The organism is Oribacterium sp. HCP28S3_H8 (assembly GCF_052064775.1).
In the GTDB taxonomy this organism is placed as follows: domain Bacteria; phylum Bacillota; class Clostridia; order Lachnospirales; family Lachnospiraceae; genus Oribacterium.
Genome location: NZ_JBQHUZ010000005.1, coordinates 94,453 through 118,298, shown reverse-complemented (window position 1 = coordinate 118,298; position 23,846 = coordinate 94,453). Strand labels below are relative to the sequence as shown.

The window sequence follows — 23,846 nt, the reverse complement described above, 5'->3', positions numbered from 1 at the left end:
CCTCCATATTATCCGTCTGTATTTGATTTCTATTATTAATAAGGAAGCCTCATGGCATATAAACAAAAACGTCTGTAAATATCTTACCGGTGTCACGGACGTTTTTCAAGTACCAAGACAACGCAGAGTCTTGTTGAAGCAGCCGGATTGTTGTATTATTATCCGGAAGCAAAGGAAAGGCGGAGCGATGGCTAAAATACTTGCAATTGATGTCGGAAATTCAAACATTGTTGTCGGATGTATCGAGGAGGGCAGTGTCCTTTTTACAGAGCGCATGGAAACACGGGTGCGTCGGGATCAGCAGACGCTTTATGATCTGTTCCGGGACATGCTATATAAGCATAAAATTACGCCGGCAGAGCTCGAGGGCTCCATCCTCTCCTCTGTGGTTCCGGATGCAAATGCACTCATCATGTCAGCCGCGCGGCATCTTACGGGGAAGCCCTGTCTCAAAATCGACCGAAGCTTTGACAGCGGACTGGATCTTTCCGACTATGACAGCGCTACGCTTGGTATTGACCGGATTACCGATATGACAGCAGCTGTAGCCAAATACGGAGCGCCCGTTCTGGTGTGTGATCTTGGTACGGCAACCACCATCTCCGTTGCAGACGGGCAAAAACGGTTTCTGGGCGGTATGATTTCCGCCGGCATTCAGCTCTCACTCCGTGCACTTGGAGAGTACACAGCGCAGCTTCCGGAGCTTTGTGCCGCAGCACCGGAAAGGCTGATCGGAGCAGATACAGTTGAGAGTATCATAAGCGGTGCGGTCATTGGACAGGCAGCTATGATTGACGGCATTGCAGAACGTGTAGCACAGGAACTGGGAGTAGACAGGGTTCCACTGGTGCTGACAGGAGGACTCAGCCGCTACGTGATCCCCTGGCTGAAACATGAGGTTTCATATGAACCGGAGCTTTTATTTGCCGGCATGGAGCTTCTGTATCATAGAAATCAGCATCGTCTGGCAGCACTGGAAGAAAGGACATAAATCATGGAAACAGCAGAGCTTCAAATCCGGGATTATCTTGAGCGTTTATCCTCCAAGGAGCCGGTGCCTGGCGGTGGCGGCGCTTCTGCACTTGCCGGAGCCTTTGGTGTGAGCCTCGGACTTATGGAAGGAAATCTTACGCTTGGAAAAAAGAAATACAGGGAGTATGAAGCGGAAATCCGGGACATACAGGAGAAGCTGATCCGGATCCGGGAGGATTTCCTGCAGCTTTCTGATGAGGATGAGGCTGTTTTTCTGCCGCTGTCAAGAGCCTATGGACTTCCGCGGGACAGTGCAGAGCAGGAAGGCATTCGCAGGATCACACTGGAAAAATGCCTATGTGATGCTACGGATGTGCCGATTAAGCTTATGAAAAAGGTAGTGGAAGCTTTGGATCTTATGGAAAAGCTTGCGGAGCACGGATCCAGACTTTCAGTCAGCGATGTTGGTGTCGGAGTGCAGTTTCTTGAGACGGCACTCAATGGTGCTATTATGAATGTTTATATTAATACCAGGATGATGCAGGACCGGGAACATGCCGGGCAGATGGTACATTATGCAGAGACGCTCAGGCAGACCGGGATCCGGAAGGCGCAGGATATTTTTGACAAGGTGGAGAAAAGCATATGCAGGAATTAAGAGGAAAACTCGTTTACGATCAGATCAAAAATGAATGTCTGGATTTTGTCGGAAGTCACAATGGTATCATGCCGGCACTCGCGATTGTCAGGGTTGGAGAGCGGGCGGAAGATATTGCCTATGAAAACTCTGTGAAGAAGAGATTTATGGACTTCGGACTGGAAGTCAAGACCTATGAGTTTCCGGGGAATGTCTCTAATGTGGACTTCCAGCATGCATTCCGGTTTATTAATCAGGATCCGGAGATCCATGGGATCCTGGTGATGCGCCCGCTGCCAAAGCAGATTGATGAAGAGGAAATGCTTGGAAACATGGATCCGGCGAAGGATCTCGATGGAATTACCCGCCAGAATCTCGCTGGTGTGATGATGGGCGATAGAGATGCATTTGCACCCTGCACTGCCCAGGCAGTTCTGGAGATGTTAAAGGGCTATCAGATCGAGATGCAGGGGAAGCATACGGTAATTATAGGTCGGTCCCTTGTGGTCGGGAAGCCACTGGCTATGCTGCTGCTTCAGGAAAATGCCACGGTGACGGTATGTCATTCCAAGACGGAGAATCTTAAGGAAATCTGCCAGTCTGCAGACATCCTGGTTGTCGCTGTTGGCAGACCGCAGATGGTCGGATCCAGTTATATCCGTGAGGGCGCAACCGTGATTGATGTCGGGATCAATGTGGATCAGGACGGACATCTCGTGGGAGACTGTAACTATGATACGATTTCTCTTAAGGCGGGTGCGGTAACGCCGGTGCCGGGCGGAGTCGGCGTGGTAACTACAGCGGTACTTGCCAAGCATCTGGTGCAGGCAGCCGGACGGCAGATCAACTTTACATCGGAGGAGGAAACAAAAGATCAGTATCTTGAGGATGCATGGAAGCCGGGCAGACCGTAACAAGCATAAAAGCTGAAATGACCACGTGGATGTGGCTTAAAACAATGACTTTAAAACGGGGCTGCTGCAGGAGCACTTTTTAGTGCCGGCAACAGTCCCGTTCATAATTGGATACGATTTTTCAAAATCCAGGATTTCTATGGTTTTGATGTCTCAATGACTCTGAGATTTGATTTTGATTTGTTTTGATGAAATTTAATTATAATCAGTTCTTATTGCTAAATTTAATAGAATCTGTTATGATTTTTCTATCAGCGTTCTGCTGATTCGATGAAACTCTTTCATTGATATTTCAGGATATATTGTTAAAAATTAACGCGCGCTGCGACGGATCTGATCGATGGCTTTGCGTACCGCCGGAATTGCAAGGATGACTAAGGTAATGCCGGCTTCAATCGCGATATAAAAGCCGTTGTATGCACAGGAATACAGCAGCGGAGATGCCCATCCTGCTTCCTGAGCATAGGAGCTGAAAAATACGACTCCGGAAAGCACTGCAAATACCCAGCGACCAAAACAGGAAACAAGATAACCGATGTACAGACCGTTTTTCATGTGGCAGAAAAAGCCAGAGAGTCCCAAAGCGCCAAATGCGAGACCGTAATCAACGACTACCTGCAGGGGGTGTACAATGTATGGTCCGAGGATAAACTGCAGGATGCCATATGCGATACCGGAAATGATGCCAATAGAAGGACCGAAAAAGTATCCTGGCAGGGTAGCAAAAAGCATGGAGCACAGGGTAATGGAGCCGCCCATTGGGGCTTCAAACAGCTTGATCATGGATGCAACGCTTGCAAGAGCGATGCATGCGGCACAGTAGACAAGAATCTTGACATTTTTACTCATAAAAAAACCTCCTTATTACACAGGAGGCACGCAGAAATACTGATATACGACTTCCCTACGCAGGTATTAACCTGATCAGGTAAAAGGGTTGATTAAACATCATCTCAGCACATAAGCGGCGCCCCTAGCGTTACGTTTAATTATAGCTTTTAAGCGGATTTAGTCAAGATTCGGATTTTAAGGCAAAGATAGAGTATCGAAGGGAAGCAGGATCAGAACAGGGGGGATAGCAGTTTGACTAAAAAAGAGATCTATCGATGGAAGCAGAAGCTTGGCAAAGTGAGAGAAACGGTGATGCTTCTGCTTATGCTGATCGCGGGAGGAGCTTATGCCTTGTCCGGCTATGGAGAGACAACAGGAGAGCTTACATTGATCCGGGAATCAGAGACGGATTTCCATGCAGAGGAAAATGAAACTTTAGAAGCTTCAGAACATAGGATTCATGAAACCACTGCTGTTTTAGAACAAGAGCAGCGGGAGGCACCTGAAGCTTCAGAGCAAGAACTACAGGAACAATCAGCAACTTCAGAACAAGAGCCACAGGAAGCACATGCAGGCTCCGGAGAGGACACTGTCACAGCGGATACTATTATGAATCAAGAAAAAAATGATAAAATAAATCTTAATACAGCGACACTTGAGGAGCTGGATTCGCTCCCGGGGATCGGTCCTGCCACAGCCCAAAAGATCATTGAGTACCGGGAAACCTGGGGAGGCTTTGCAGTACCGGAGGAAATCCGGAATGTAAAACGTATCGGAGAGAAAACCTACGAGAAGCTTAAAGATAAGATTACGGTCTGATTTATTGATCAACAGCTCCGGTCTTAAGTCCCTGGATGTTCTCTCTAAAATATTTTCTTTTTATGCATAATTGTGGTATTATGTTCGCATAAGTATGGAAATCGTTCTTAAAAACACAAAACCAGATGGAGGTTCATACATGGAGCAAAACGAAGAGAGATCAACACACGTTGTTTATGAAAAGGACGGCAACGGTCAGGTCATCATTGCAGACGAAGTAGTTGCAATCATCAGTGGCATTGCTGCGACTGAAGTGGAGGGTGTTGACTCCATGGATGGAGGATGGTCCGGAGCAATTATCGCCAGAATGGGCATCCGCGATTTATCCAGAGGGGTTAAGATTGCCATTGAGGATGGAAATGTGACAGTGGATCTTACACTGAATGTTAAATATGGCTACTCTATCCCGGAGGTATCCAAAGAAGTACAGAACAAGGTGAGCCAGGCGATCGAGAGTATGACCGGACTTCATGTACAGGATGTTAATATTAAAATTGCCGGAGTTGTAACAAACGAAAATGAATAAGAGAGAAGAAAGAGATCACAAGTTAAAGATGCTTTTCAGCACGCAGTTTTATCCGGAGGATGAGATCCAGGATCAGCTTGCGAATTATTTTGAGTCACCTGACTATGAGGACGGCGATGGTGTAGTCCATCTGGAAAACCTGTCTCCTGCGGATGAATGGAAGATCAAGGATGAGGTTGCCAAAATTGTTGCCAAAATCCCGGAGCTGGATGCAAAAATTGATGCCGCGGCTTCCGGCTGGACGACCAAACGTATGACGAGGACAGATGCAAGCGTACTGCGGCTTGCACTTTATGAGATCTTGTATGATGATGAGGTTCCGGAGAAGGTAGCCATCAACGAGGCGGTCGAGCTTGCCAAAAAATATGGAGGACCGGAATCCGGATCCTTTGTCAACGGTGTGCTGGCAAGACTTGTGGACAGCTCTAAGGCAGCCGCTGAGACTTCGATAAAGAAAAATACCAGACCTAAGGGCGAGCTTATGGAGAAATCGCAGGATGGTAAAAACATGCATATTCTCGTCAATAAAAAACACGAATGAATAAAAATGCATACACGGTAACCCAGGTAAATCAATATATTGCGCATATGTTTCAGGAGGATTTTGTCCTTAACGGGATTACCGTAAGCGGTGAAATTTCCAATCTGAAATATCATACCTCAGGTCATATTTATTTTACTTTAAAAGATGCAGCTTCGCAGATTTCCGGAATTATGTTTGCCGGGGACCGGGCGGGGCTGAAATTTAAATTAGAGAATGGCATGAAGGTCCTGGTTACCGGAACGATCGGGGTTTATCAGCGAGGCGGCAGCTATCAGATTTACGCACGCGGGATTACATCCGATGGCATCGGGGATCTGTATATCCGATTTGAACAGCTGAAGCAGGAGTTGTCGGAGATGGGGATGTTTGACCCGATGTATAAAAAGCCGATTCCGAAATATGCGCAGAAAATCGGTATTGTTACGGCTAAAACCGGTGCTGCTATACGGGATATTGTACAGATTGCGCGGCGGAGAAATCCCTATGTGGAGCTGGTGTTGTATCCGGCTCTTGTGCAGGGCGACGGAGCGGCGCAGTCTATTGTCGCCGGCATTAAAACACTTGACAAAATGAACCTCGATGTCATTATTGTCGGACGCGGCGGAGGCTCGATTGAGGACCTGTGGGCTTTTAATGAGGAACCGGTTGCTAAGGCTGTTTTTGATGCGGATACTCCGATTATTTCTGCTGTAGGGCATGAAATTGATACCACCATTACGGACTACACGGCAGATCTGAGGGCACCTACGCCATCCGCTGCGGCAGAGCTTGCGGTATTTGATTATCAGCAGTTCATGGAATCCCTTGCCGGATATAAGGAGGCATTTTCCAACGAAATACAGGACAAGCTGCATACAGCACGACAGCGGGTCTCGGATTACCGCCTTAAAACAGGTAAATACAATCCGAGGACAGTGTTGCTTGCGGATCGCCAACGAACAATTGAGCTTGAGGGGAGTCTTAAAAACTATATGGAGCAGAAGGTTCGGGAGGCGAGAAATACGCTGGAGCAATACAAGGCGCTGCGTGTACGGCTGGATCAGATACGACAGGATAGGAGACATCGCCTGGAAATTCTTACGGCTAAAATGGAGCTGATGTCTCCTTTAAAAAAGCTCTCCGGCGGATATGGCTATATCCGGGATTCGGAGGGAAGACGGGTGGATTCTATACAAAAGGTGCAGAACGGCGATCAGCTGATTACAACCTTACTTGACGGAGAGATCATCAGTATTGTGGATCATACGGTGAAAAGAGAGGAGCCTTGATGGCTATAGAGGAAGCAGAATCATCAAAATCTGTGCGTAAACGTAAAAAGGCGGATACCGGCAGTAAGAAATCACTTACCGAGATTTTTAATGCTTTGGAGACGCTGCTGGCAGATATGGAAAAAGAGGACAGTCTGGAAAAATCCTTTGATATGTATAAGCAGGGGATTTCGTTGATCAAGGAAGCAAATGACAGCATTGACCGGATCGAAAAACAGGTAAAGGTGTTAGACGATGAAGGAATTCTCTCTTAATCTTAAGGATAAAACAGAAATTTGTGAGCAGATTATACGGAAATATCTTCCGGATACAGAAGGCGAGCAGAAAACGGTGCTTGAAGCTATGCATTATTCCGTGGAAGCGGGAGGCAAGCGCCTGCGTCCGCTGCTTATGATGGAGTTTTACGAGCTTTTCCCCAAGGATGCAGCATGGGATCATTTTATGCGTCCGGTACTGGAGGCATTTATGACCGGCATGGAAATGATTCACACCTTTTCCCTGTGTCATGATGACCTGCCCTGTATGGATGGAGATAAATACCGGAGAGGAAGGGAATCCACATGGTTTCACTATGGAGAGGACATGGGGACACTGACAGGGGATGCCTTGTCTCTGTATGCTTTTGAGATTACTTCAGATGCATTTCAGCAGGCAGTACAGAGAATGAATCGGGAAGCAGGCATTGAGACGGGAAATCATACGCCCAAGATTGCCTATGCTGGAGCCACGCAGTACGCTGCAGCTTTTACGGAGGCGCTTCGTCTCCTTGCCGGTAAATCCGGTATTTATGGTATGCTTGGCGGTCAGGTTGTAGATGTGGAAATGACCGGCAAAGAACTTACGGAGGAGCAGCTCATGTTTATATACCGGCTTAAGACGGCTGCGCTTCTGGAGGGCTCCATGATGATCGGTGCCTGTCTGGCGGGACAGGGACCGGAAGTGCTTTCCATGATCAGCAGCATCGGAGAGCAGGTCGGCATCGCATTTCAGATTCAGGACGATATCCTTGATGAAACCTCCACGACAGAAATTCTTGGAAAACCTATTCATTCAGACGAGGAGAATCATAAGACAACGTATGTGAGCATCCATGGGCTTGATGCATCCCGCGCAGAAGTAAAAAGACTGTCCCGGAATGCAGAGGAAAAACTCAAGACCCTGACACAGTATCATACTGACAGAGAGACAATGGAGTTTCTCGGGGAGCTTACAGATTGGTTGATTAACAGAGAGAAATAAAACAGGTATGCTGCTTGACAATATTCATGGTCCGGAGGATCTGAAAGGGCTCTCAGATAATGAGCTGCGAGAGCTCGCAGGAGAAATCCGGAACTTTATAATTCAAAAAACCTCTGAGCTTGGAGGACACCTGGCAAGCAATCTTGGAGTAGTTGAGCTCACGATCGGTCTCTTTCTTGCATTGGATCTGCCCAAGGATAAGATTGTGTGGGATGTCGGTCATCAGGCTTATACTCATAAGATCCTTTCCGGAAGAAAGGATAATTTCGATGGACTCCGTCAGTATGGCGGCATGAGCGGTTTCCCTAAAAGAAACGAGAGTCCGTATGACTGCTTTGGTACAGGTCACAGCTCGACTTCTATTTCAGCGGGACTGGGGATTGCGCAGGCAAGAGACGTGCTGCACGAGAACTATACTGTGGTATCAGTGATCGGAGATGGCGCCTTAACCGGCGGTATGGCGTATGAAGGCCTTAATAATGCTGCACGCATGAAAAAAAACTTTATCATTGTGCTTAATGATAATAATATGTCCATTTCCAGAAATGTGGGGGGAATGTCCCGCTATCTCAATGGAATCCGGTCGGACAGAGGCTATAATCAGCTCAAAAGCAATGTTGGTGGGTTTTTATTATCTATTCCGGGCGTTGGGAAACCGATTGTGGATAAGATCCAGAAAACCAAAAATTCCATTAAGCAGCTGATTATTCCAGGTATGCTTTTTGAGGATATGGGCATTACGTATCTTGGACCGATCGACGGACATAATATCCGGGCGGTGCAGAAGGCCATCGAGGATGCCAAAAAGCTGGATCATACCGTGCTTGTGCATGTCATTACAAAAAAAGGCAAGGGCTATGCTCCGGCAGAGAAATTTCCATGGAAATATCATGGGGTATCTCCATTTGATATCAGGACCGGACAGACAAAGCATCCCAAGACGTCACCTACCTATACCGATATTTTTTCCGGGAAAATGCTGGAGCTTGGAGCAAAGGACCCGAAGCTCGTTGCGCTTACAGCTGCAATGGCAGACGGAACAGGACTCTGGGAGTTTGCAAAGAAATATCCGGAGCGATTTTTTGATGTAGGTATAGCAGAGGCGCATGCTGTTACATCCGCAGCCGGTATGGCGAGCGCGGGACTGCACCCGGTCTTTGCTGTCTACTCCAGCTTCCTGCAGAGAGGATTTGATCAGCTTGTACATGATGTGTGTCTGCAGAAGCTGCATGTTGTATTTGCCATTGACCGTGCAGGTCTTGTCGGATCGGATGGGGAAACGCATCAGGGGATTTTTGATTACTCGTATCTAACCTGTATTCCTAATATGACGGTGATGGCGCCTAAAAATGCTCATGAGCTGGAGGATATGCTGGAATTTGCGTTGCAGTATACCTTACCGATCAGCCTGCGTTACCCAAGAGGCACCGCGTATCAGGAGCTTTCGGAATTCCGGGAGCCGATCAGGCTTGGCAGGGCAGAGATGCTGTATGAGGGGAGCGATGTGGCTTTTATTGCTGCAGGCTCCATGGTATCAACGGCAGATCACATTCGCAAAAAATGTATGTCAAAGGGATACGATTTTACGCTGGTAAATGCCCGATTTATCAAACCGATTGATACGGAAATTCTGGACAGGCTGTCAGAGCATCACCGGGTCATTGTTACGCTGGAGGAGAACGTGCTGCAGGGCGGCTATGGCATACAGGTAACAGAATATATTCACCAGTATCATCCGGAGGTTAAGGTTATCAATATCGCGCTCCCTGATATGTACGTGGAGCATGGCGATGTTACTAAGCTCAGAGAGGGACTTGGGATCGATTCAGATTCCATCATCCGTAAACTACAGGCAGAAGGAGTAATATCCTGTGAAAAAGGAACGACTTGATGTGCTTCTCGTAACGAGAGGGCTGCAGGAATCACGAGAAAAGGCAAAGCGGACCATCATGGCAGGAATTGTCTATGTCAATGGACAAAAAGAGGACAAGGCAGGAGCCGTGTTTCCTGAGGACTGCGAGATTGAGATCCGTGGAAGCGTGTTGAAATATGTTTCCAGGGGCGGACTTAAGCTGGAAAAGGCAATCAATGCATTTGGCGTGGATCCGTCCGGTAAGGTCTGCATTGATATTGGCGCTTCTACCGGAGGCTTTACCGACTGCATGCTGCAAAATGGAGCCATCAAGGTCTTTGCTATTGATGTAGGACATGGACAGCTGGACTGGAAGCTTAGAAACGATGCGCGTGTGGTTTGCATGGAAAAAACCAACATTCGCTATGTTAAGCCGGAGGATCTCGGGGTTTCCGCCGGACTTGTTTCCATAGATGTTTCGTTTATCAGTCTGCAGCTGGTTCTTCCGGTAGTTAAGACACTGCTGGCTCCGGACGGACAGGTGGTATGCCTGATCAAGCCGCAGTTTGAGGCGGGTCGGGAGCAGGTTGGCAAAAAGGGCGTTGTGAGGGATAAGAGCGTTCATAAGGAAGTGATTGAACGCACCATCCGTTTTGCATATGAAACAGGCTTTTTGCTTCAGGGACTCACGTACTCTCCGATCAAGGGACCGGAGGGAAATATCGAGTATCTTGCACTTCTTACATTAAACCCTGGAGGAGAGGCTGCGCCAGCTCCGGACTGGCTTCCGGAAAAGGCAGAGGAAATCGTCAGACTATCACACGAGCAGCTGGATAAGTAAATGAAAATTACACTAATTGTAAATAAGAGAAAAAAGGATGCAGAGAGCTATGCACAAAGCATCGTGGAATATCTTGAGGAGCGGAATATACTTTACAGTGTGTTCCGTGAGGAAAGATATTCCAAGGCAGAGCTTGCGGAGTCGGATGCGATTGTTACGCTTGGCGGAGATGGAACGATTCTGAGGGCGGCGGATACGCTGCAGGGCAGAGAAATTCCGATCCTGGGCATCAATGTAGGTCATCTCGGATACCTTACGGAGATCAACCGGAAGGAGGATATCAGGGCTGCACTGGACGCGCTTCTGAGCGGTAATTACATTCCGGATACGAGAAAAATGATCCGGGGCAGGGTTTACCGGCAGGGACAGATGATTGCAGAGGGTCTTGCGTTAAACGAGATTCTGCTCTCTCGTAAAAACGGGATCAGTATCGTGCGGTACAATATTTTTTATAATGGCAAGGAGCTTGGCGATTATTCCGCAGATGGTATCATTGTGTCAACGCCGACCGGATCTACCGCGTATAATCTTTCTGCCGGCGGACCGATTGTATCGCCGACAGCACCGGTGCATATCCTGACACCGATCTGCGCACACTCTTTAAATGGAAGAGCCATTGTACTCAATAATACCCGTATGATTGAGGTGTATGCCAAGTCGGAAAATTCTGTGCTTGCCTTTGATGGTGAAAATATTGTTGATCTTGAGGTGGGCGATGTGATCCGCATCTATAAGGCGGAGGAGCAGACCACACTGGTTAAGCTGCATAAAGAGAGCTTTTTGGAAATACTGAGAGAAAAGATGAAGGAAGCCTGAGGCTTGCTGATGAGGAATAGTAATGAAAAAATCAAGACATCAGAAAATCATAGAGCTGGTCAGCCACAAAAAAATTGAAACGCAGGAGGAGCTTGCAGATCTCCTGAACCAGGAAGGCTTCCGGGTGACACAGGCAACCGTTTCCCGAGATATCAAGGAGCTGAAGCTGTCCAAGGTGACAGATGGTGAGGGAAGGCAGTATTATCAGGTCATGACCCGTAACGAGAGTACGCACACGGATAAATATATCCGGGTACTGCGGGAGGGACTGCTTTCCATGGATACTGCCGGAAATCTCCTGGTTATTAAGACCATGTCCGGTATGGCAAATGCAGTGGCAGCAGCACTGGACCAGATGAGCTTTGAGCCGATCGTAGGCACTCTTGCAGGAGATGACACCATTATGTGTGCTATAAAAAATCCTGAGGATGCAGAGGAGGTTCTTGCCAGATTAAGAGAGATTATCAATCACTGACTGTTTACATTAAGGAGGAAATCGGGGGAAATGCTGTACCATCTTCATGTCAAGGATCTCGCTCTGATCGCATCGGCGGATGTGGAATTTGGCGCCGGACTTAATATACTGACCGGTGAGACCGGTGCCGGTAAGTCCATCATCATTGGCTCTATTAACCTTGCGCTCGGGCAGAAATCCAGTAAGGATATGATCCGTACAGGGAAAGAATCCGGCTTTGTGGAACTTGTTTTTGGCGATTTCACAGATAAGCAGATGGAGCGGATGCGGGAGATGGATATAGAGCCGGAGGAGGGACAGGTTATCATCCGGCGAAGGATTTCCAGGACAAGATCGGAGATCAAGATTAATGACCAGACAGCTACACTTTCTAAATTACGCCAGCTTACGGAAATGCTGATTGATATCCATGGGCAGCATGAGCATCAGTCCCTGCTTAAGGATGGCGCGCATCTCAGAATCCTGGATCAGTTCCAGGAAGCCGAGACCGGTAAGCTCCGTCAACAGGTGGCTATGGCATATCGTGCCTGGAGCGATGAAAAGAAAAGACTGGAGAGCTTTTCCCTTGATGAAGGACAGAGACAGCGGGAGCTGGACTTCCTGAAATTTGAAATTGATGAGATCCAGAAAGCAGAACTTAAGGAAGGCGAAGAGGAGGAGCTTGCAGATAAGTACCGCAAATATCAAAATGCCCAGACAATCTATGCTTCGATGGCAAGTGCCCGTGAAATCCTGAGGGAAGTGGATCTCTCAAGAGCGATCTCGGACATTCAGGACGCGATGCAGTATGATAAGGAGCTCAAGCAGATCTCAGATAGTCTTTATGATCTTGAGTCCATAGCAGAGGATACGCTCCGGGATGTGGATCAGTACCTTGAGGATAATGAGTACGACGAGGAGGATTTCCACGCGACTGAAGAGCGGCTGGATTTCATACGCAGCATCCTTGTGAAATACGGTGGCACGGTTCAAAAGGTGGAGACGACGTTGGAAGAGAAAGAGAGGCGTCTCGCAGAGCTTGAGGATTATGATGCCGCGAGGGAAAGCTGTCGGAAACAGGTACAGCAAAAATTTCAGGTGCTTGAGGAGCTCTCCCGCCAGCTTACAGAAAAAAGAAAGCAGGGCGCGGCAGTGCTGGCAGAGCGCATTCGCAATGAAATGACAGAGATGGGATTTCTGGATGTGAAATTTGACCTGCCGGTCAGCAAGCTTAAGGAACCGACGTCCAACGGACAGGATGAAGCTCACTTTGTGGTAAGCCTTAATCCGGGAGAACCGGTGCGTCCATTGACAGAGGTGGCATCCGGAGGTGAGCTTAGCCGGATTATGCTGTCGATTAAGACCGTACTTGCGGATACGGATGAAATCCCGACGCTGATTTTTGATGAAATCGATACAGGAATTTCCGGCAGGACAGCAGAGAAGGTTTCAGATAAGCTGAAGCGTATTTCCCATATGCATCAGGTAATTCTGATTACGCATTTGCCGCAAATCGCTGCCAAAGCCGACATTCATTTCATGATTGAAAAGAAGGTGGCAGACGGGCACACCCATACCGACATTACAAGACTGGATGAGAATGCATCGATCCTGGAGCTTGCGCGGCTCCTTGCCGGTGGCAAAGTGACGGAGGCGGTTCTCGCCAATGCCAGAGAACTCAAACTTCTTGCTAGGGAATCGTGAAAAGAGTATACTTAAATTATCAAAATTTCGGTTGTCGGGATAATTGGAGGATGAACTTTTATGAAGAACATACTATTTCTGGCATCAGAGGCAGTTCCCTTTATTAAAACGGGAGGTCTTGCAGATGTTGTAGGATCGCTGCCCAAAACCATCGACAAAGAGTATTATGATTGTCGGGTTATGATCCCCAAATATATGTGCATTCCATGGGAGTGGCGTGAAAAAATGGAGTATGTCACACATTTTTACATGGATTACCTTGGACAGAGCCGTTATGTGGGTGTGCTTAAGTATGTTTATAATGGCGTGACATATTATTTTATTGATAATGAGTCCTACTTCAGTGGCGACAAACCTTATGGTGACTGGTACTGGGATCTTGAGAAATTCTGCTTCTTCTGCTATGCGTCGCTGTCAGCGCTGCCGCTTCTGGATTTCCATCCGGATCTGATCCACTGCCATGACTGGCAGACCGGACTTGTACCGGTGCTTTTACATGATCGCTTTGCCGGCGGTGAGTTCTATCGCTCTATCAAATCTGTCATTACGATCCATAACCTGAAATTCCAGGGTGTATGGGATGTTAAGACGATTCAGAGATTTACACAGCTCTCGGATTACTATTTCACACCGGATAAGCTGGAGTGTAAGAAGGATGGAAATCTGTTAAAGGGTGGAATTGTATATGCGGATGCCATCACTACCGTTTCTGAAACCTATGCAGAGGAAATCAAAATGCCGTTTTACGGAGAGGGACTGGATGGACTGCTCCGCGCCAGAGAACATGACCTCCGTGGCATAGTCAACGGCATCGACTATGATCAATGGAATCCGGAAACAGATTCATATATTGTAAAACAATATAATCAGAAAAATTTCCGGAAGGAAAAATATAAAAACAAAAAGGCTTTACAGGAAGACTGGGGCATGGCAGCCGATCCCGGCAAGTTTATGATCGGTATTGTCTCCCGATTGACAGATCAGAAGGGGCTCGATCTGATCCAGTGTGTAATGGATGAGCTTTGCCAGGACAATATCCAGTTTGTTGTGCTTGGAACAGGTGATGAAAAGTATGAAAACATGTTCCGCCATTACGACTGGAAGTATCATGACAAGGTTTCTGCGCAGATCTATTATTCTAATGAAATCAGCCATAAGATCTACGCAGCCTGCGATGCATATCTGATGCCGTCCCTGTTTGAGCCGTGCGGTCTCTCACAGCTGATTGCGCTGCGTTATGGTACCATTCCGATCGTACGGGAAACTGGAGGACTCAAGGATACCGTTGAGCCGTTTAATGAATATGAGGATACCGGAACCGGCTTCTCCTTTGCTAATTACAATGCACATGAGATGCTTGGCACAATCCGCTATGCGGAACAGATTTACTATGACCGGAAACGGGACTGGAACAAGATTGTAGACCGCGCTATGCTTAAGGACTACTCCTGGAGAACGAGCGCTCTCAAGTATCAGGAGCTGTATGACTGGCTGATCGGATATTAAAATGAATTTTTTGGATGCTTTACTTGATAATTATATGCTGATTTCAGCTGTTGTTGGCTGGACCATCGCGCAGGTGCTGAAAACCGCGATTGATGCTTATTTTAATAAAGGCATCAACTGGGAGCGACTGACCGGCTCCGGCGGGATGCCATCCAGCCACTCGTCTACGGTCTGCGCGCTGACTACGGCCGCTGCCTTGCAGTACGGACTGGAGAGCCCGTATTTTGCAATATGCTTTGTTCTTGCCTCTGTTGTGATGTATGATGCCACAGGTGTCCGGAGAGAAACGGGCAAACAGGCGGTTATACTTAACAAGATCCTCCTGGATAATCCCTTTAACTGGAAGGGGGAGGAATTTGAAAAGAAATTAAAGGAGTATGTCGGACATACGCCGCTGCAGGTGCTGGCGGGGGCAATCCTTGGCATCCTTGTTGCCTTTGTCGTTAAAACGCAGTATTGATTTACATAAGAGACATTGCCGATGAATTTGATCAGATTTTTAAAAAAGACAATACTATTGCTGAGCTGCATGCTTCTGGCATGCAGCTTAGTTTCTTGTAAGGGAATCGAAATTACGGGGAAAACAGAGGATGTTGCAGGCTACACGGAAGCAGAGAGCATGATTGTTGTCGGCTCGGAACGGAACCGATACCGGCAGATTTTTGGAGATACGATATGGGATCTGCCACTGGAGGGACAACAGGAGGATACCTATGGTGCATATTTTATTTCAAAATCCAGGGAGTTTCTCCAAAATGTAAAAACACTCAATATGCTTGCAGAGGAAAAAGGCATTATTGCAACCTCCACGGAGATGGAAAGCATCCGGAATATTTCCCATACGTTTTTTCAGAGTCTCTCGGCTGAGGACATTGCGATGATGGGGAATTGTACGGAAGCCGATGTGGTTTCCATGTATACAGAGTATTTTGTGGCATGTAAAACGGCAGAATATCTGCTCAGCAATGTAAACTCGGAGATTTCCGATGCAGATGCTAAAATCATCGAGGTGCAGCAGATTGTGACATCCGACGCAGAGCTTGCCGAGAAGCTGCTTCAGGATGTGAATGTCTCCGGCGCCAACTTTGCGTATTATGCAGGACAATATTCCGAGGATCCGGAAATCAATGTGACACTTGCAAAATCGGAACAGGACAACGCATATTATGATGCGGCATTTCAACTGGAGCAGAACGAGATCAGTGATATCATTGAAATGGATGGAAAATACTATATTCTGAAGTGTGTCAATGCATATGACGAGGAGGCAACCCTTGCCAGGAAACAGCGGCTGGAAGCCTCTATCCGTACAACCGCATTTGATAAAAGTTTTGGCGACTATAGCGGACAGCATATTATCCGTTTCCGGGAACCTTTTTGGAAAACCATAGATTTAAAAGCCCATCCGGACAGTACAGCATCCAACTTTTTTTCATTGTTTGATGAAAATATAAAACTTTAATCTGCTCTTTAGTTTATGCCTATTAAAATATTTTGAAAATATTTTAATAGGCTTTGTTATAGCCTGCAATTATAATAGCTTGCTTTTGGAGTACAGTGAGATATCAGCGAAATTTAAAACTCCCCCTCTCTGATTAGGGAGGGTGGAGTATCAAAGCGCGATTACAATGCCGCCGTCGCAAGCGTACACTGTAGCGACACCCATGGCATCTGTAATGACAATATCCCGGAAAGGTGCAGTACGCATCAGCTCTTCTTTGACAAACTCTGCCCGCTCGGGACAGTTGACATGCGTGATTACCACACGAAGATCACGGGTCTTTTCCGGTCCGCCGGCTTCAGCTACAGCAATTTCCACCATCTTTTTTAAGGCACGGTTCATCCCACGCTGCCGGTCCTTCTGAATGATTACGCCGTGTATTGCGCCCATAACAGGCTTTATATTAAGGGCGGAGACCAGCAGGGACTTTACTGCAGAGAGACGCCCGTTTTTACGCAGCGTATCCAGATTTTCCAGTACAAAATAGGTCTGCATGCGGTAGATCATGTCATCGATTTCTTTTACCACATGTTCAAAATCCAGCCCCTGCTCCTTTAATTCCTTTATGCGGAGACAGATATTGCACTGTCCTGCCGATGCGCTGTCCGAGCCGAATACATGAACCTTTTTCTTTGTTTCATCCGGACAATCCTCCTCGTACATCTGCAGTCCGACGCAGGCAGACTGATAGCTCCCCGACAGATGCTCCGAGAGGGTCACAATATATACCTCAGAAGCATCAGATGCTTCTATCGCATCTTTATACGCCTCCGGAGAAGGACAGGCTGTTTTGGGACCGACAGGAGATGCCGCTACCCGTTTCAGAAAATCTATTTGGTCAAAGTGATCATCATCAATCACCGTATAATCCCCGATTTCCAGAGTCAATGGTATGATGCAGTACGCCGGGTCCTGTTTCATTTCTTTTGTATAATCGCAGCAGCTGTCACCAATAATTTTATATTCCATCGTTTTCTTCTTTCGTAATGTAGTTTTCAATACTACATATTATAGCAGAGCAGGATAAGTTGTCAAACAGAATACGGATCTAAGGTGCCTCTGCATGAGATCTTTTGGCTGAGACATCCTGTGAAATATCCTGACTAAATTGTAAACGTAAATTTCGTAGTGAAATATCATGTACACGTCGACGCTTGCAGCCGATCGTGTAACTTGCTACACTATTACAGACAGATGAAAAATCTGCAACGGGATGTTTATATTACTGAAACATTTACACGTGGAAGGAACATATAGAAATGCTGATATACCCGTATGATGTATTACTGTGATATATGTAAGGGCAGAGCTTCGGGAGCTATAAAATGGATAAGGACATTTATAAAGGTATAGATAAAAATAAAGATAAAGATAAAGACGAGGGTAAAGACGGGATCAAAAATATGGTTCATGAAATTCATAACGATTCTGTTGAGGAAAGCCCGGATGCAGATGCCGCATGGGCAGAGGAACGGCGAAGACGGATCAGAGAGCGTCAGAAGCGTAGAAACCATCAGGTTTTTATATATCGTTTGATACTTTTGGTATGTGTGATAGCAGCAGTGATCCTGGCATCTATGGGCATAACCAGGATTCTGAAACATAATGGTTTTGGCAAGACAGGATCAGATAAGCATACGTCAATTGCCACTGCGGCTGATCTTACAGCTTCAGAGACGACGGAAGCACCGAATCCGAAAACGGCTTTACTGATATCCGCAGAGCGTCTTGCCGCCATGTATGACTATGACGGCGCAATTTCGCTATTACAAGGCTCGGAGTACGGTAAGGACAGCGATGTCGGGGCAGCCATTTCCGACTACGAAGCCCGTAAGGGTACGCTGCAGCCTGCGGATAATTCTAAAATCCCGCATGTTTTTTTTCATACCCTGATTGTTGACACCACCCGCGCTCTGACCAATGACCGACTGGGGCAGAGCTTTAACTCCGTCATGACAACGATCCCGGAGTTTGAAGCAATCCTTCAGCAGCTCTATGAGCGTGGCTATGTTCTGGTCGGCATGCATGACATTGCCGAAATACAAACACAGTCCGATGGTACGGAAAAAATGGTGCAGAAGCAGATTATGCTGCCGGAGGGCAAAAAGCCGATTGTCATATCCGAGGATGATGTCAACTACTATGAATATATGCAGGGACATGGTTTTGCCGACAAGATGGTTCTGGATGCAGACGGCAAGCTGAAGCTCCAGTATACAGATGCAGATGGGAATGTTTCCGTAGGAGATTATGACATTGTGCCGATACTGGACCAGTTTATTGAGGAGCATCCGGACTTCAGTTACCATGGACACAAGGCGATTATTGCATTCACAGGCTACAACGGAGTTCTCGGCTACCGCACGGATGAAACCTACGACGCAGCTTCAGAAGCCTATGATCCTAAAAACACCGCAAATCCCAACATCGAGGCAGATCGTGAAACCGTAAAAACCTTGACCAAGGCACTGGTGGAGGATGGATATGAGCTTGCATCGCACAGCTGGGGACATATCAATTTTACGGACCGTTCGCTGGAGGACTTGACCCGTGATACGGACCGCTGGCAGAGAAATGTCGCATCACTCCTTCCGGGACCGGTCGACATCATGCTTTACCCATATGGCGCGGATATTCAGGACTGGCACCCCTATGATGCCGCTGGCAATCAGAAATTTGTGATGCTTGAGAACGCAGGCTTCCGCTATTTCTGCAATGTGGATTCCAATCCTTACTGGGTCCAGTTTGGAGAAAATTTCGTCCGGCAGGGACGAAGAAACCTGGATGGCTACCGGCTGTATGAGGCGTATTCCGGCGGGACAGATCATGTTTCGGACTTGATGGATATTAAGCAGGTATTTGATACCCGACGCCCGACGCCAATCGGATGGAACTACGGCAGCAGCGAGGCAGCAAGTACAACATCAGAAACTACAGAAGCGCAAAGTACAGCTTCTGAAACAACCCCATCGCAAAATACAGCATCATAAATCATGCCATAAGATATCCCAGCACTTTCTACCCGATCGATAAGCTCTCCCGGAAAGTGCTTCCAGAAAGTATATCTTACATCTTGCATTCTTTTATACGGAGTGTTAAAATTGCTTTCAAGTTGTAAAGTGAAAAAGCGCTTATGATAAAGCGTAAAACTGTGAAGTCTATCGGTGGAGGCTGTGATCCGCTATTTAAGCTGTGGAGAGCTGGAGGTACGGGAGATTATAGTATGAATGACAAGTTAAAAACCAAAGAAGTAGAGCATCTGTTTGATGCGATCCTGACATTAAAATCCAAGGATGATTGTTATAAATTTTTTGAGGATGTGTGTACAATCAATGAGCTGATCTCCATGGCGCAGCGGTATGAGGTTGCCAAGATGCTGAGAGAGCAGCACACCTATCTGGACATTGCCAAAAGCACCGGTGCATCGACTGCAACAATTTCAAGAGTCAATCGTTCTTTAAATTATGGCGCGGATGGATATGATATGGTATTTCGCAGATTAGGTATGGAAGAAAAAAAGTGAGGCTAAAGCCTCACTTTTTTTTAACGGCACGCTTCTGCGTGCTTTCCTTCATTTCCTTGTCTTTTTGTGATGCACGGATCTGATCAATGATCCGCTCCATCATCTGTCGTTTAAGATACACATCAAATCCAAGCTCTCCAAGGAACGCAAACATCCTTAGCTCATCCCGATCCTCCGGGGATAGAGATTCTGATGTATCGTTGTCCTCCGGAAACATCAGAGAAGCTGTTTCAAACTTGTCTGTCACATCATCAATGAGATGTGACATCCGTTTATCCTCCAGCGAAAATACCGTTTCATAGATATCCTCCAGACTCAGATCTTTATCATTGCTGAAGTATTTCTGATTGATTGGTTCCAGGATAGTCTGGATATCTGTCAGGTTAAGAACTCCTTTATAATAGTAAATAAACAGCAGGATCAGAATATGCTCACGGGAGTAGCGTTTTTTTACCGGTGCAGGCAGCAGACGATTTTTGGCATAGTTGTTAATCATCGTCTTTGTCAGAGCCTTATCCTCCGGATGCCGCTTGACCTTGGCAAGATGGTCGTCCATAAAGCCTGTGACCTGATCCATATACAGATCCAGATCCGGGATGTCGTCCGCCTTTATGTGGTGTAAGCTTTCCAGATATGTAATTAAATCATTTAAAATATCTTTATTCATGCTAAAAAGTATAGCATAGTTTTAAATCTGCCACAAGATGTGGTTTTTTAAACTACATGTCAAAATGCATGAGCTCAAAATACATGCGCGCGAAATTCATGCGGATTTGTGCGAAGCGAGTCTCGTGAATATGACTTCCGTAAGGCAGAAATCTATGGTAGAATAAAGCCCGTATACAAAAAATAATAAACATTTGTTCGCGATATATAAGTATAGGGGAGCATGAAATGGAAAATCTCGACAGCATATTAAATAAAGAGCAGGCGGAGGCGGTGAGATGCACGGAGGGACCGGTACTGGTTCTCGCAGGTGCCGGCTCCGGCAAGACCAGAGTGCTGACGCATAGAGCCGCCTATCTCATAGAAAACTGCGGGGTGGATCCATGGAATATCCTGGCAATTACATTTACCAACAAGGCCGCAGGGGAGATGAGAGAGCGTATCGACCGGCTCGTGGGAGTGCGCGCCCGGGAAATCTGGGTCAGCACCTTCCACTCGATGTGTGTACGGATCCTGCGGCGCCATATCGATCTGATCGGCTATACCTCGGATTTTTCCATTTATGATACAGATGATCAGCTTACGCTCATGAAGCAGGTTTTTAAAAGTCTCAATATTGATCCCAAGCTGATCCGGGAGAGAGCCGCCCTGGGAGCGATTTCCAGTGCTAAAAACGAAGGTATGGATGCGGAGGATTTCCGTAAAGCAGCCGGATCGGATTTAAGACAGCGTCGTATTGCAGACTGCTTCACAGAGTATCAGAAGCGGCTTCATCAGAACAATGCGCTTGATTTTGATGACCTCCTCATCAAGACGGTAGAGCTTTTTAAAACAGATGACCGCGTGCTGGGATACTACCAGAATCGCTTCCGCTATATCATGGTGGATGAATACCAGGACACCAATGACATCCAGTTTGAGCTAGTGCATCTCCTTGCGGGGCAGTATCACAACATTTGCGTAGTCGGCGATGATGACCAGAGTATCTATAAGTTCCGGGGCGCAAATCTCAACAATATCCTTAACTTTGAGAAGTTCTTTCCGGGGGCCCATGTAATAAAGCTTGAGCAGAACTATCGCTCTACATCCAGGATCCTTGACATTGCCAATGCGGTTATCAGTCATAATACCGGCAGAAAGCCTAAAAAGCTTTGGACGGAAAAAAAGGGTGGAGCCGAGGTGGTCTTTCATGAGTTTGAGAATGCAAATGACGAGGCAAATGCCGTGATTTCCGATGTATGGAAGGAGGTACAGAACAATGGGCGCGCATACCATGATATGGCAGTGCTTTACAGAACCAATGCGCAGTCCCGTCTCCTTGAGGAGCAGTGCATCCACCGTAATGTTCCGTATCAGATCATCGGCGGTGTGAACTTTTATCAGCGTAAGGAAATCAAGGATGTTCTTGCGTATATGAAGGTCATTGCCAACGGCTCGGATACGATTGCACTGGAACGGATCATTAATGTGCCAAAGCGGGGCATTGGCGCTTCCACCATTCAAAAGCTCCATATGTTTGCGGAGGCGAACTCGGATGCAGCACATCAGATGACATTGTATGAAGCTGCATGCCGTGCGGATACAATCGGTATTGGCGGCAAAGCTGGACGTGAGCTTAAGAAATTTACAGAAATGATAGAGGGATATCGGGATAAGCTCAGGAGGTCCGGATACCTGGATCAGGAGGCGGATCCTAAGTTTAAGGAAAGCTTTACAATTCAGGATCTGATCAAATCGATCCGGGACGATACCGGTTATGGCGAGGAGCTCAGAGCCGAAGGAGAGATTGAAGCAGAAACCCGCTTTGAAAATATCGATGAAATTGTTTCCAAGGCGGCATCCTATCAGGCAGAGGCAGAGAAGCCGAAGCTTTCCGAATTCCTGGAGGAGGTATCTCTGGTGGCGGATATCGACCGCGCGGATGAAAGCAAGGATACCCTGACCCTTATGACACTGCATGGAGCCAAGGGACTTGAGTTTCCTAAGGTATATCTTGTTGGTATGAGTGATGGATTGTTCCCGGGATATATGTCCATGAATGACCCGGAGGATCTGGAGGAGGAGCGGCGGCTTTGCTATGTCGGCATTACGAGAGCCGAGCAGGAGCTGGTTATGACCTCCGCCCGGAGCCGTATGGTTAACGGAGAATATCAGAGGATGAAACCAAGTCGTTTCATTGATGAAATTCCGGATCAGCTTATCACCAAAGAGCTGCTGTATCCATCCAGAGTAGATATCGATGGATTTTCAGACTTCTCCGGTACACCATTTGATGATGGCATGGATATGGGGATGCGCAGGAATGCCGGAAACCGGGAGGATGACCGCTTTGGCAGAGTCATCGGCGGACATACAGGCACAGTCTCCGGAAGCTACGGAGTCAATTCTTATGGGCTACGCGGCATGGGCAGTACCGGATATCTGGAGAGCAAAAAACCATCCGGACTGCGCGGCAGATCAGGAGCAGGTGCTACCGGCAGAAAACGAAGCGGCAGCGGAATCCCGGGCTATATGCAGAAAACCTCGGAGCAGAGGCTCAGTTCTCTTGACTATGGAGCAGGAGATCGTGTACGACACGTGAAATTTGGAGAAGGCACGGTGGTTTCTGTTGTCGATGGCAAAAAAGATTTTGAGGTTGTAGTGGATTTTGACAAGGCAGGGCGTAAAAAAATGTTTGCAAGCTTTGCAAAGCTTCGTAAGCTGTTATAAATCCGCAATGGGGCTTTCCACTTCCCCAATTACTGCAATGGGGTTTCACAAATTGCTGTGGTATTTGCAGGACCCTGATGCTATAATAATAAAAACAGGTAAAGCTTCCCGGGAGGTTAATAAAATGGACAGATTTAATGTAGATACATTCAGGACCAATGCTAAGGAGTTTACAGAAAAAGCGCAGGATCTGATCGACAGAGCCAGAATTTCAGAGTTCCTGGAAGAAAAAAAACAGGATGAAAAAACCAAAAAGATCGTAATGACAGTGCTTGCTGTGATTGGCTGTGTTGCAGCAGTTGCGGCAATTGCATATGCAGTGTATCGTTTTGTCGCACCGGATTATCTTGAGGATTATGATGATTACGATGATGCCTTTGATTCCGATGATGCGGATGTTGTACCGGAAAAATAAGTAGGTTCCGTGGAAACAGCAGGGTATGCCGAGTTGACATACCCTGTTTTTTAATGATCCGGCAAAGGACTGAGATATCCGCTGAAGCCTGGAGCCAGGCTATGATTGC

Annotated in this window: 24 protein-coding genes and 1 riboswitch; of the genes, 21 read left to right on the top strand and 3 right to left on the bottom strand. The window is 47.0% G+C overall.

Annotation, left to right across the window (positions count from 1 at the left end; translation table 11 throughout):
- Window positions 1-187: 187 nt before the first annotated feature.
- Genes ACTNEN_RS07720 through ACTNEN_RS07710 form a run of 3 tightly spaced genes read left to right on the top strand, consistent with a single transcriptional unit; the run spans window position 188 to window position 2,523 of the window.
- Entirely contained in the window at window positions 188-991 is an 804-nt protein-coding gene (locus ACTNEN_RS07720) for a type III pantothenate kinase (RefSeq protein ID WP_441205603.1), read from the top strand.
- 3 nt (window positions 992-994) lie between these two features.
- Entirely contained in the window at window positions 995-1,630 is a 636-nt protein-coding gene (locus ACTNEN_RS07715) for a cyclodeaminase/cyclohydrolase family protein (RefSeq protein WP_441205601.1), read from the top strand.
- Window positions 1,618-2,523 (top strand): bifunctional 5,10-methylenetetrahydrofolate dehydrogenase/5,10-methenyltetrahydrofolate cyclohydrolase, encoded by a 906-nt coding sequence (locus tag ACTNEN_RS07710; RefSeq protein ID WP_441205600.1) that lies wholly within the window; start codon window positions 1,618-1,620, stop codon window positions 2,521-2,523. Before ACTNEN_RS07715 ends, ACTNEN_RS07710 begins: the two co-directional genes overlap by 13 nt.
- Window positions 2,524-2,835: 312 nt before the next feature.
- On the opposite strand, the gene ACTNEN_RS07705 is transcribed toward ACTNEN_RS07710, so the two are convergent.
- Window positions 2,836-3,372: an energy-coupled thiamine transporter ThiT gene (locus ACTNEN_RS07705; protein WP_441205599.1), complete on the bottom strand. Its 537-nt coding sequence runs from the start codon at window positions 3,370-3,372 to the stop codon at window positions 2,836-2,838.
- Window positions 3,373-3,406: 34 nt separating this feature from the next.
- Window positions 3,407-3,508, bottom strand: a riboswitch (TPP riboswitch).
- 98 nt (window positions 3,509-3,606) lie between these two features.
- On the opposite strand from ACTNEN_RS07705, the gene ACTNEN_RS07700 reads away from it, so the two are divergent.
- From ACTNEN_RS07700 to ACTNEN_RS07635, 14 genes are all read left to right on the top strand, one after another.
- Window positions 3,607-4,173 carry a helix-hairpin-helix domain-containing protein gene (locus ACTNEN_RS07700; RefSeq protein ID WP_441205597.1) on the top strand — a complete coding sequence of 189 codons (567 nt, stop codon included), beginning with the start codon at window positions 3,607-3,609 and terminating at the stop codon, window positions 4,171-4,173.
- Between the two features lie 139 nt (window positions 4,174-4,312).
- The gene (locus ACTNEN_RS07695) at window positions 4,313-4,699 is read left to right on the top strand and encodes an Asp23/Gls24 family envelope stress response protein (RefSeq protein WP_441205595.1); all 387 of its coding nucleotides are present in this window, start codon (window positions 4,313-4,315) and stop codon (window positions 4,697-4,699) included.
- Window positions 4,692-5,240 carry a transcription antitermination factor NusB gene (nusB, locus tag ACTNEN_RS07690; RefSeq protein ID WP_441205594.1) on the top strand — a complete coding sequence of 183 codons (549 nt, stop codon included), beginning with the start codon at window positions 4,692-4,694 and terminating at the stop codon, window positions 5,238-5,240. The genes ACTNEN_RS07695 and nusB overlap by 8 nt, the downstream gene beginning before the upstream one ends.
- The gene (gene xseA / locus ACTNEN_RS07685; RefSeq protein WP_441205592.1) at window positions 5,237-6,511 is read left to right on the top strand and encodes an exodeoxyribonuclease VII large subunit; all 1,275 of its coding nucleotides are present in this window, start codon (window positions 5,237-5,239) and stop codon (window positions 6,509-6,511) included. Before nusB ends, xseA begins: the two co-directional genes overlap by 4 nt.
- Window positions 6,511-6,765, top strand: coding sequence for an exodeoxyribonuclease VII small subunit (locus ACTNEN_RS07680; RefSeq protein WP_441205590.1), 255 nt, complete (start codon window positions 6,511-6,513; stop codon window positions 6,763-6,765). The genes xseA and ACTNEN_RS07680 overlap by 1 nt, the downstream gene beginning before the upstream one ends.
- The gene (locus tag ACTNEN_RS07675; RefSeq protein WP_441205588.1) at window positions 6,746-7,750 is read left to right on the top strand and encodes a polyprenyl synthetase family protein; all 1,005 of its coding nucleotides are present in this window, start codon (window positions 6,746-6,748) and stop codon (window positions 7,748-7,750) included. The genes ACTNEN_RS07680 and ACTNEN_RS07675 overlap by 20 nt, the downstream gene beginning before the upstream one ends.
- Window positions 7,751-7,757: 7 nt before the next feature.
- The gene (dxs, locus tag ACTNEN_RS07670; RefSeq protein ID WP_441205586.1) at window positions 7,758-9,641 is read left to right on the top strand and encodes a 1-deoxy-D-xylulose-5-phosphate synthase; all 1,884 of its coding nucleotides are present in this window, start codon (window positions 7,758-7,760) and stop codon (window positions 9,639-9,641) included.
- Window positions 9,622-10,443, top strand: a complete 822-nt coding sequence (locus ACTNEN_RS07665) for a TlyA family RNA methyltransferase (protein ID WP_441205584.1) — start codon at window positions 9,622-9,624, stop codon at window positions 10,441-10,443. The genes dxs and ACTNEN_RS07665 overlap by 20 nt, the downstream gene beginning before the upstream one ends.
- Complete coding sequence (locus ACTNEN_RS07660; protein ID WP_441205582.1) at window positions 10,444-11,259, top strand: NAD(+)/NADH kinase; 816 nt, start codon at window positions 10,444-10,446, stop codon at window positions 11,257-11,259.
- 22 nt (window positions 11,260-11,281) lie between these two features.
- Window positions 11,282-11,734, top strand: coding sequence for an arginine repressor (gene argR, locus ACTNEN_RS07655; RefSeq protein WP_441205580.1), 453 nt, complete (start codon window positions 11,282-11,284; stop codon window positions 11,732-11,734).
- Window positions 11,735-11,764: 30 nt separating this feature from the next.
- Window positions 11,765-13,417 (top strand): DNA repair protein RecN, encoded by a 1,653-nt coding sequence (recN, locus tag ACTNEN_RS07650; protein WP_441205578.1) that lies wholly within the window; start codon window positions 11,765-11,767, stop codon window positions 13,415-13,417.
- Window positions 13,418-13,477: 60 nt separating this feature from the next.
- Window positions 13,478-14,923 carry a glycogen synthase GlgA gene (gene glgA / locus ACTNEN_RS07645; RefSeq protein WP_441205576.1) on the top strand — a complete coding sequence of 482 codons (1,446 nt, stop codon included), beginning with the start codon at window positions 13,478-13,480 and terminating at the stop codon, window positions 14,921-14,923.
- A 1-nt stretch (window position 14,924) separates the two neighbouring features.
- Window positions 14,925-15,383: a divergent PAP2 family protein gene (locus ACTNEN_RS07640; protein ID WP_441205574.1), complete on the top strand. Its 459-nt coding sequence runs from the start codon at window positions 14,925-14,927 to the stop codon at window positions 15,381-15,383.
- A 21-nt stretch (window positions 15,384-15,404) separates the two neighbouring features.
- Window positions 15,405-16,385, top strand: a complete 981-nt coding sequence (locus tag ACTNEN_RS07635) for a peptidylprolyl isomerase (protein ID WP_441205572.1) — start codon at window positions 15,405-15,407, stop codon at window positions 16,383-16,385.
- 150 nt (window positions 16,386-16,535) lie between these two features.
- Here ACTNEN_RS07635 and ACTNEN_RS07630 read toward each other — a convergent pair whose 3' ends face one another.
- Window positions 16,536-17,393: a DegV family protein gene (locus tag ACTNEN_RS07630; protein WP_441205571.1), complete on the bottom strand. Its 858-nt coding sequence runs from the start codon at window positions 17,391-17,393 to the stop codon at window positions 16,536-16,538.
- A 356-nt stretch (window positions 17,394-17,749) separates the two neighbouring features.
- On the opposite strand from ACTNEN_RS07630, the gene ACTNEN_RS07625 reads away from it, so the two are divergent.
- Window positions 17,750-19,414, top strand: a complete 1,665-nt coding sequence (locus ACTNEN_RS07625; RefSeq protein WP_441205570.1) for a polysaccharide deacetylase family protein — start codon at window positions 17,750-17,752, stop codon at window positions 19,412-19,414.
- 233 nt (window positions 19,415-19,647) lie between these two features.
- Entirely contained in the window at window positions 19,648-19,947 is a 300-nt protein-coding gene (locus tag ACTNEN_RS07620) for a YerC/YecD family TrpR-related protein (RefSeq protein ID WP_441205568.1), read from the top strand.
- A gap of 10 nt (window positions 19,948-19,957) precedes the next feature.
- Here the strand turns inward: ACTNEN_RS07620 and ACTNEN_RS07615 are convergent, their stop codons facing one another.
- A complete protein-coding gene (locus tag ACTNEN_RS07615) occupies window positions 19,958-20,614 on the bottom strand; it encodes a DUF1836 domain-containing protein (protein WP_441205566.1) in 657 nt (218 codons plus the stop codon).
- 227 nt (window positions 20,615-20,841) lie between these two features.
- On the opposite strand from ACTNEN_RS07615, the gene ACTNEN_RS07610 reads away from it, so the two are divergent.
- Entirely contained in the window at window positions 20,842-23,322 is a 2,481-nt protein-coding gene (locus ACTNEN_RS07610) for an ATP-dependent helicase (RefSeq protein ID WP_441205565.1), read from the top strand.
- 124 nt (window positions 23,323-23,446) lie between these two features.
- Window positions 23,447-23,737, top strand: coding sequence for a DUF4366 domain-containing protein (locus tag ACTNEN_RS07605; RefSeq protein WP_441205564.1), 291 nt, complete (start codon window positions 23,447-23,449; stop codon window positions 23,735-23,737).
- Window positions 23,738-23,846 lie beyond the last annotated feature (109 nt).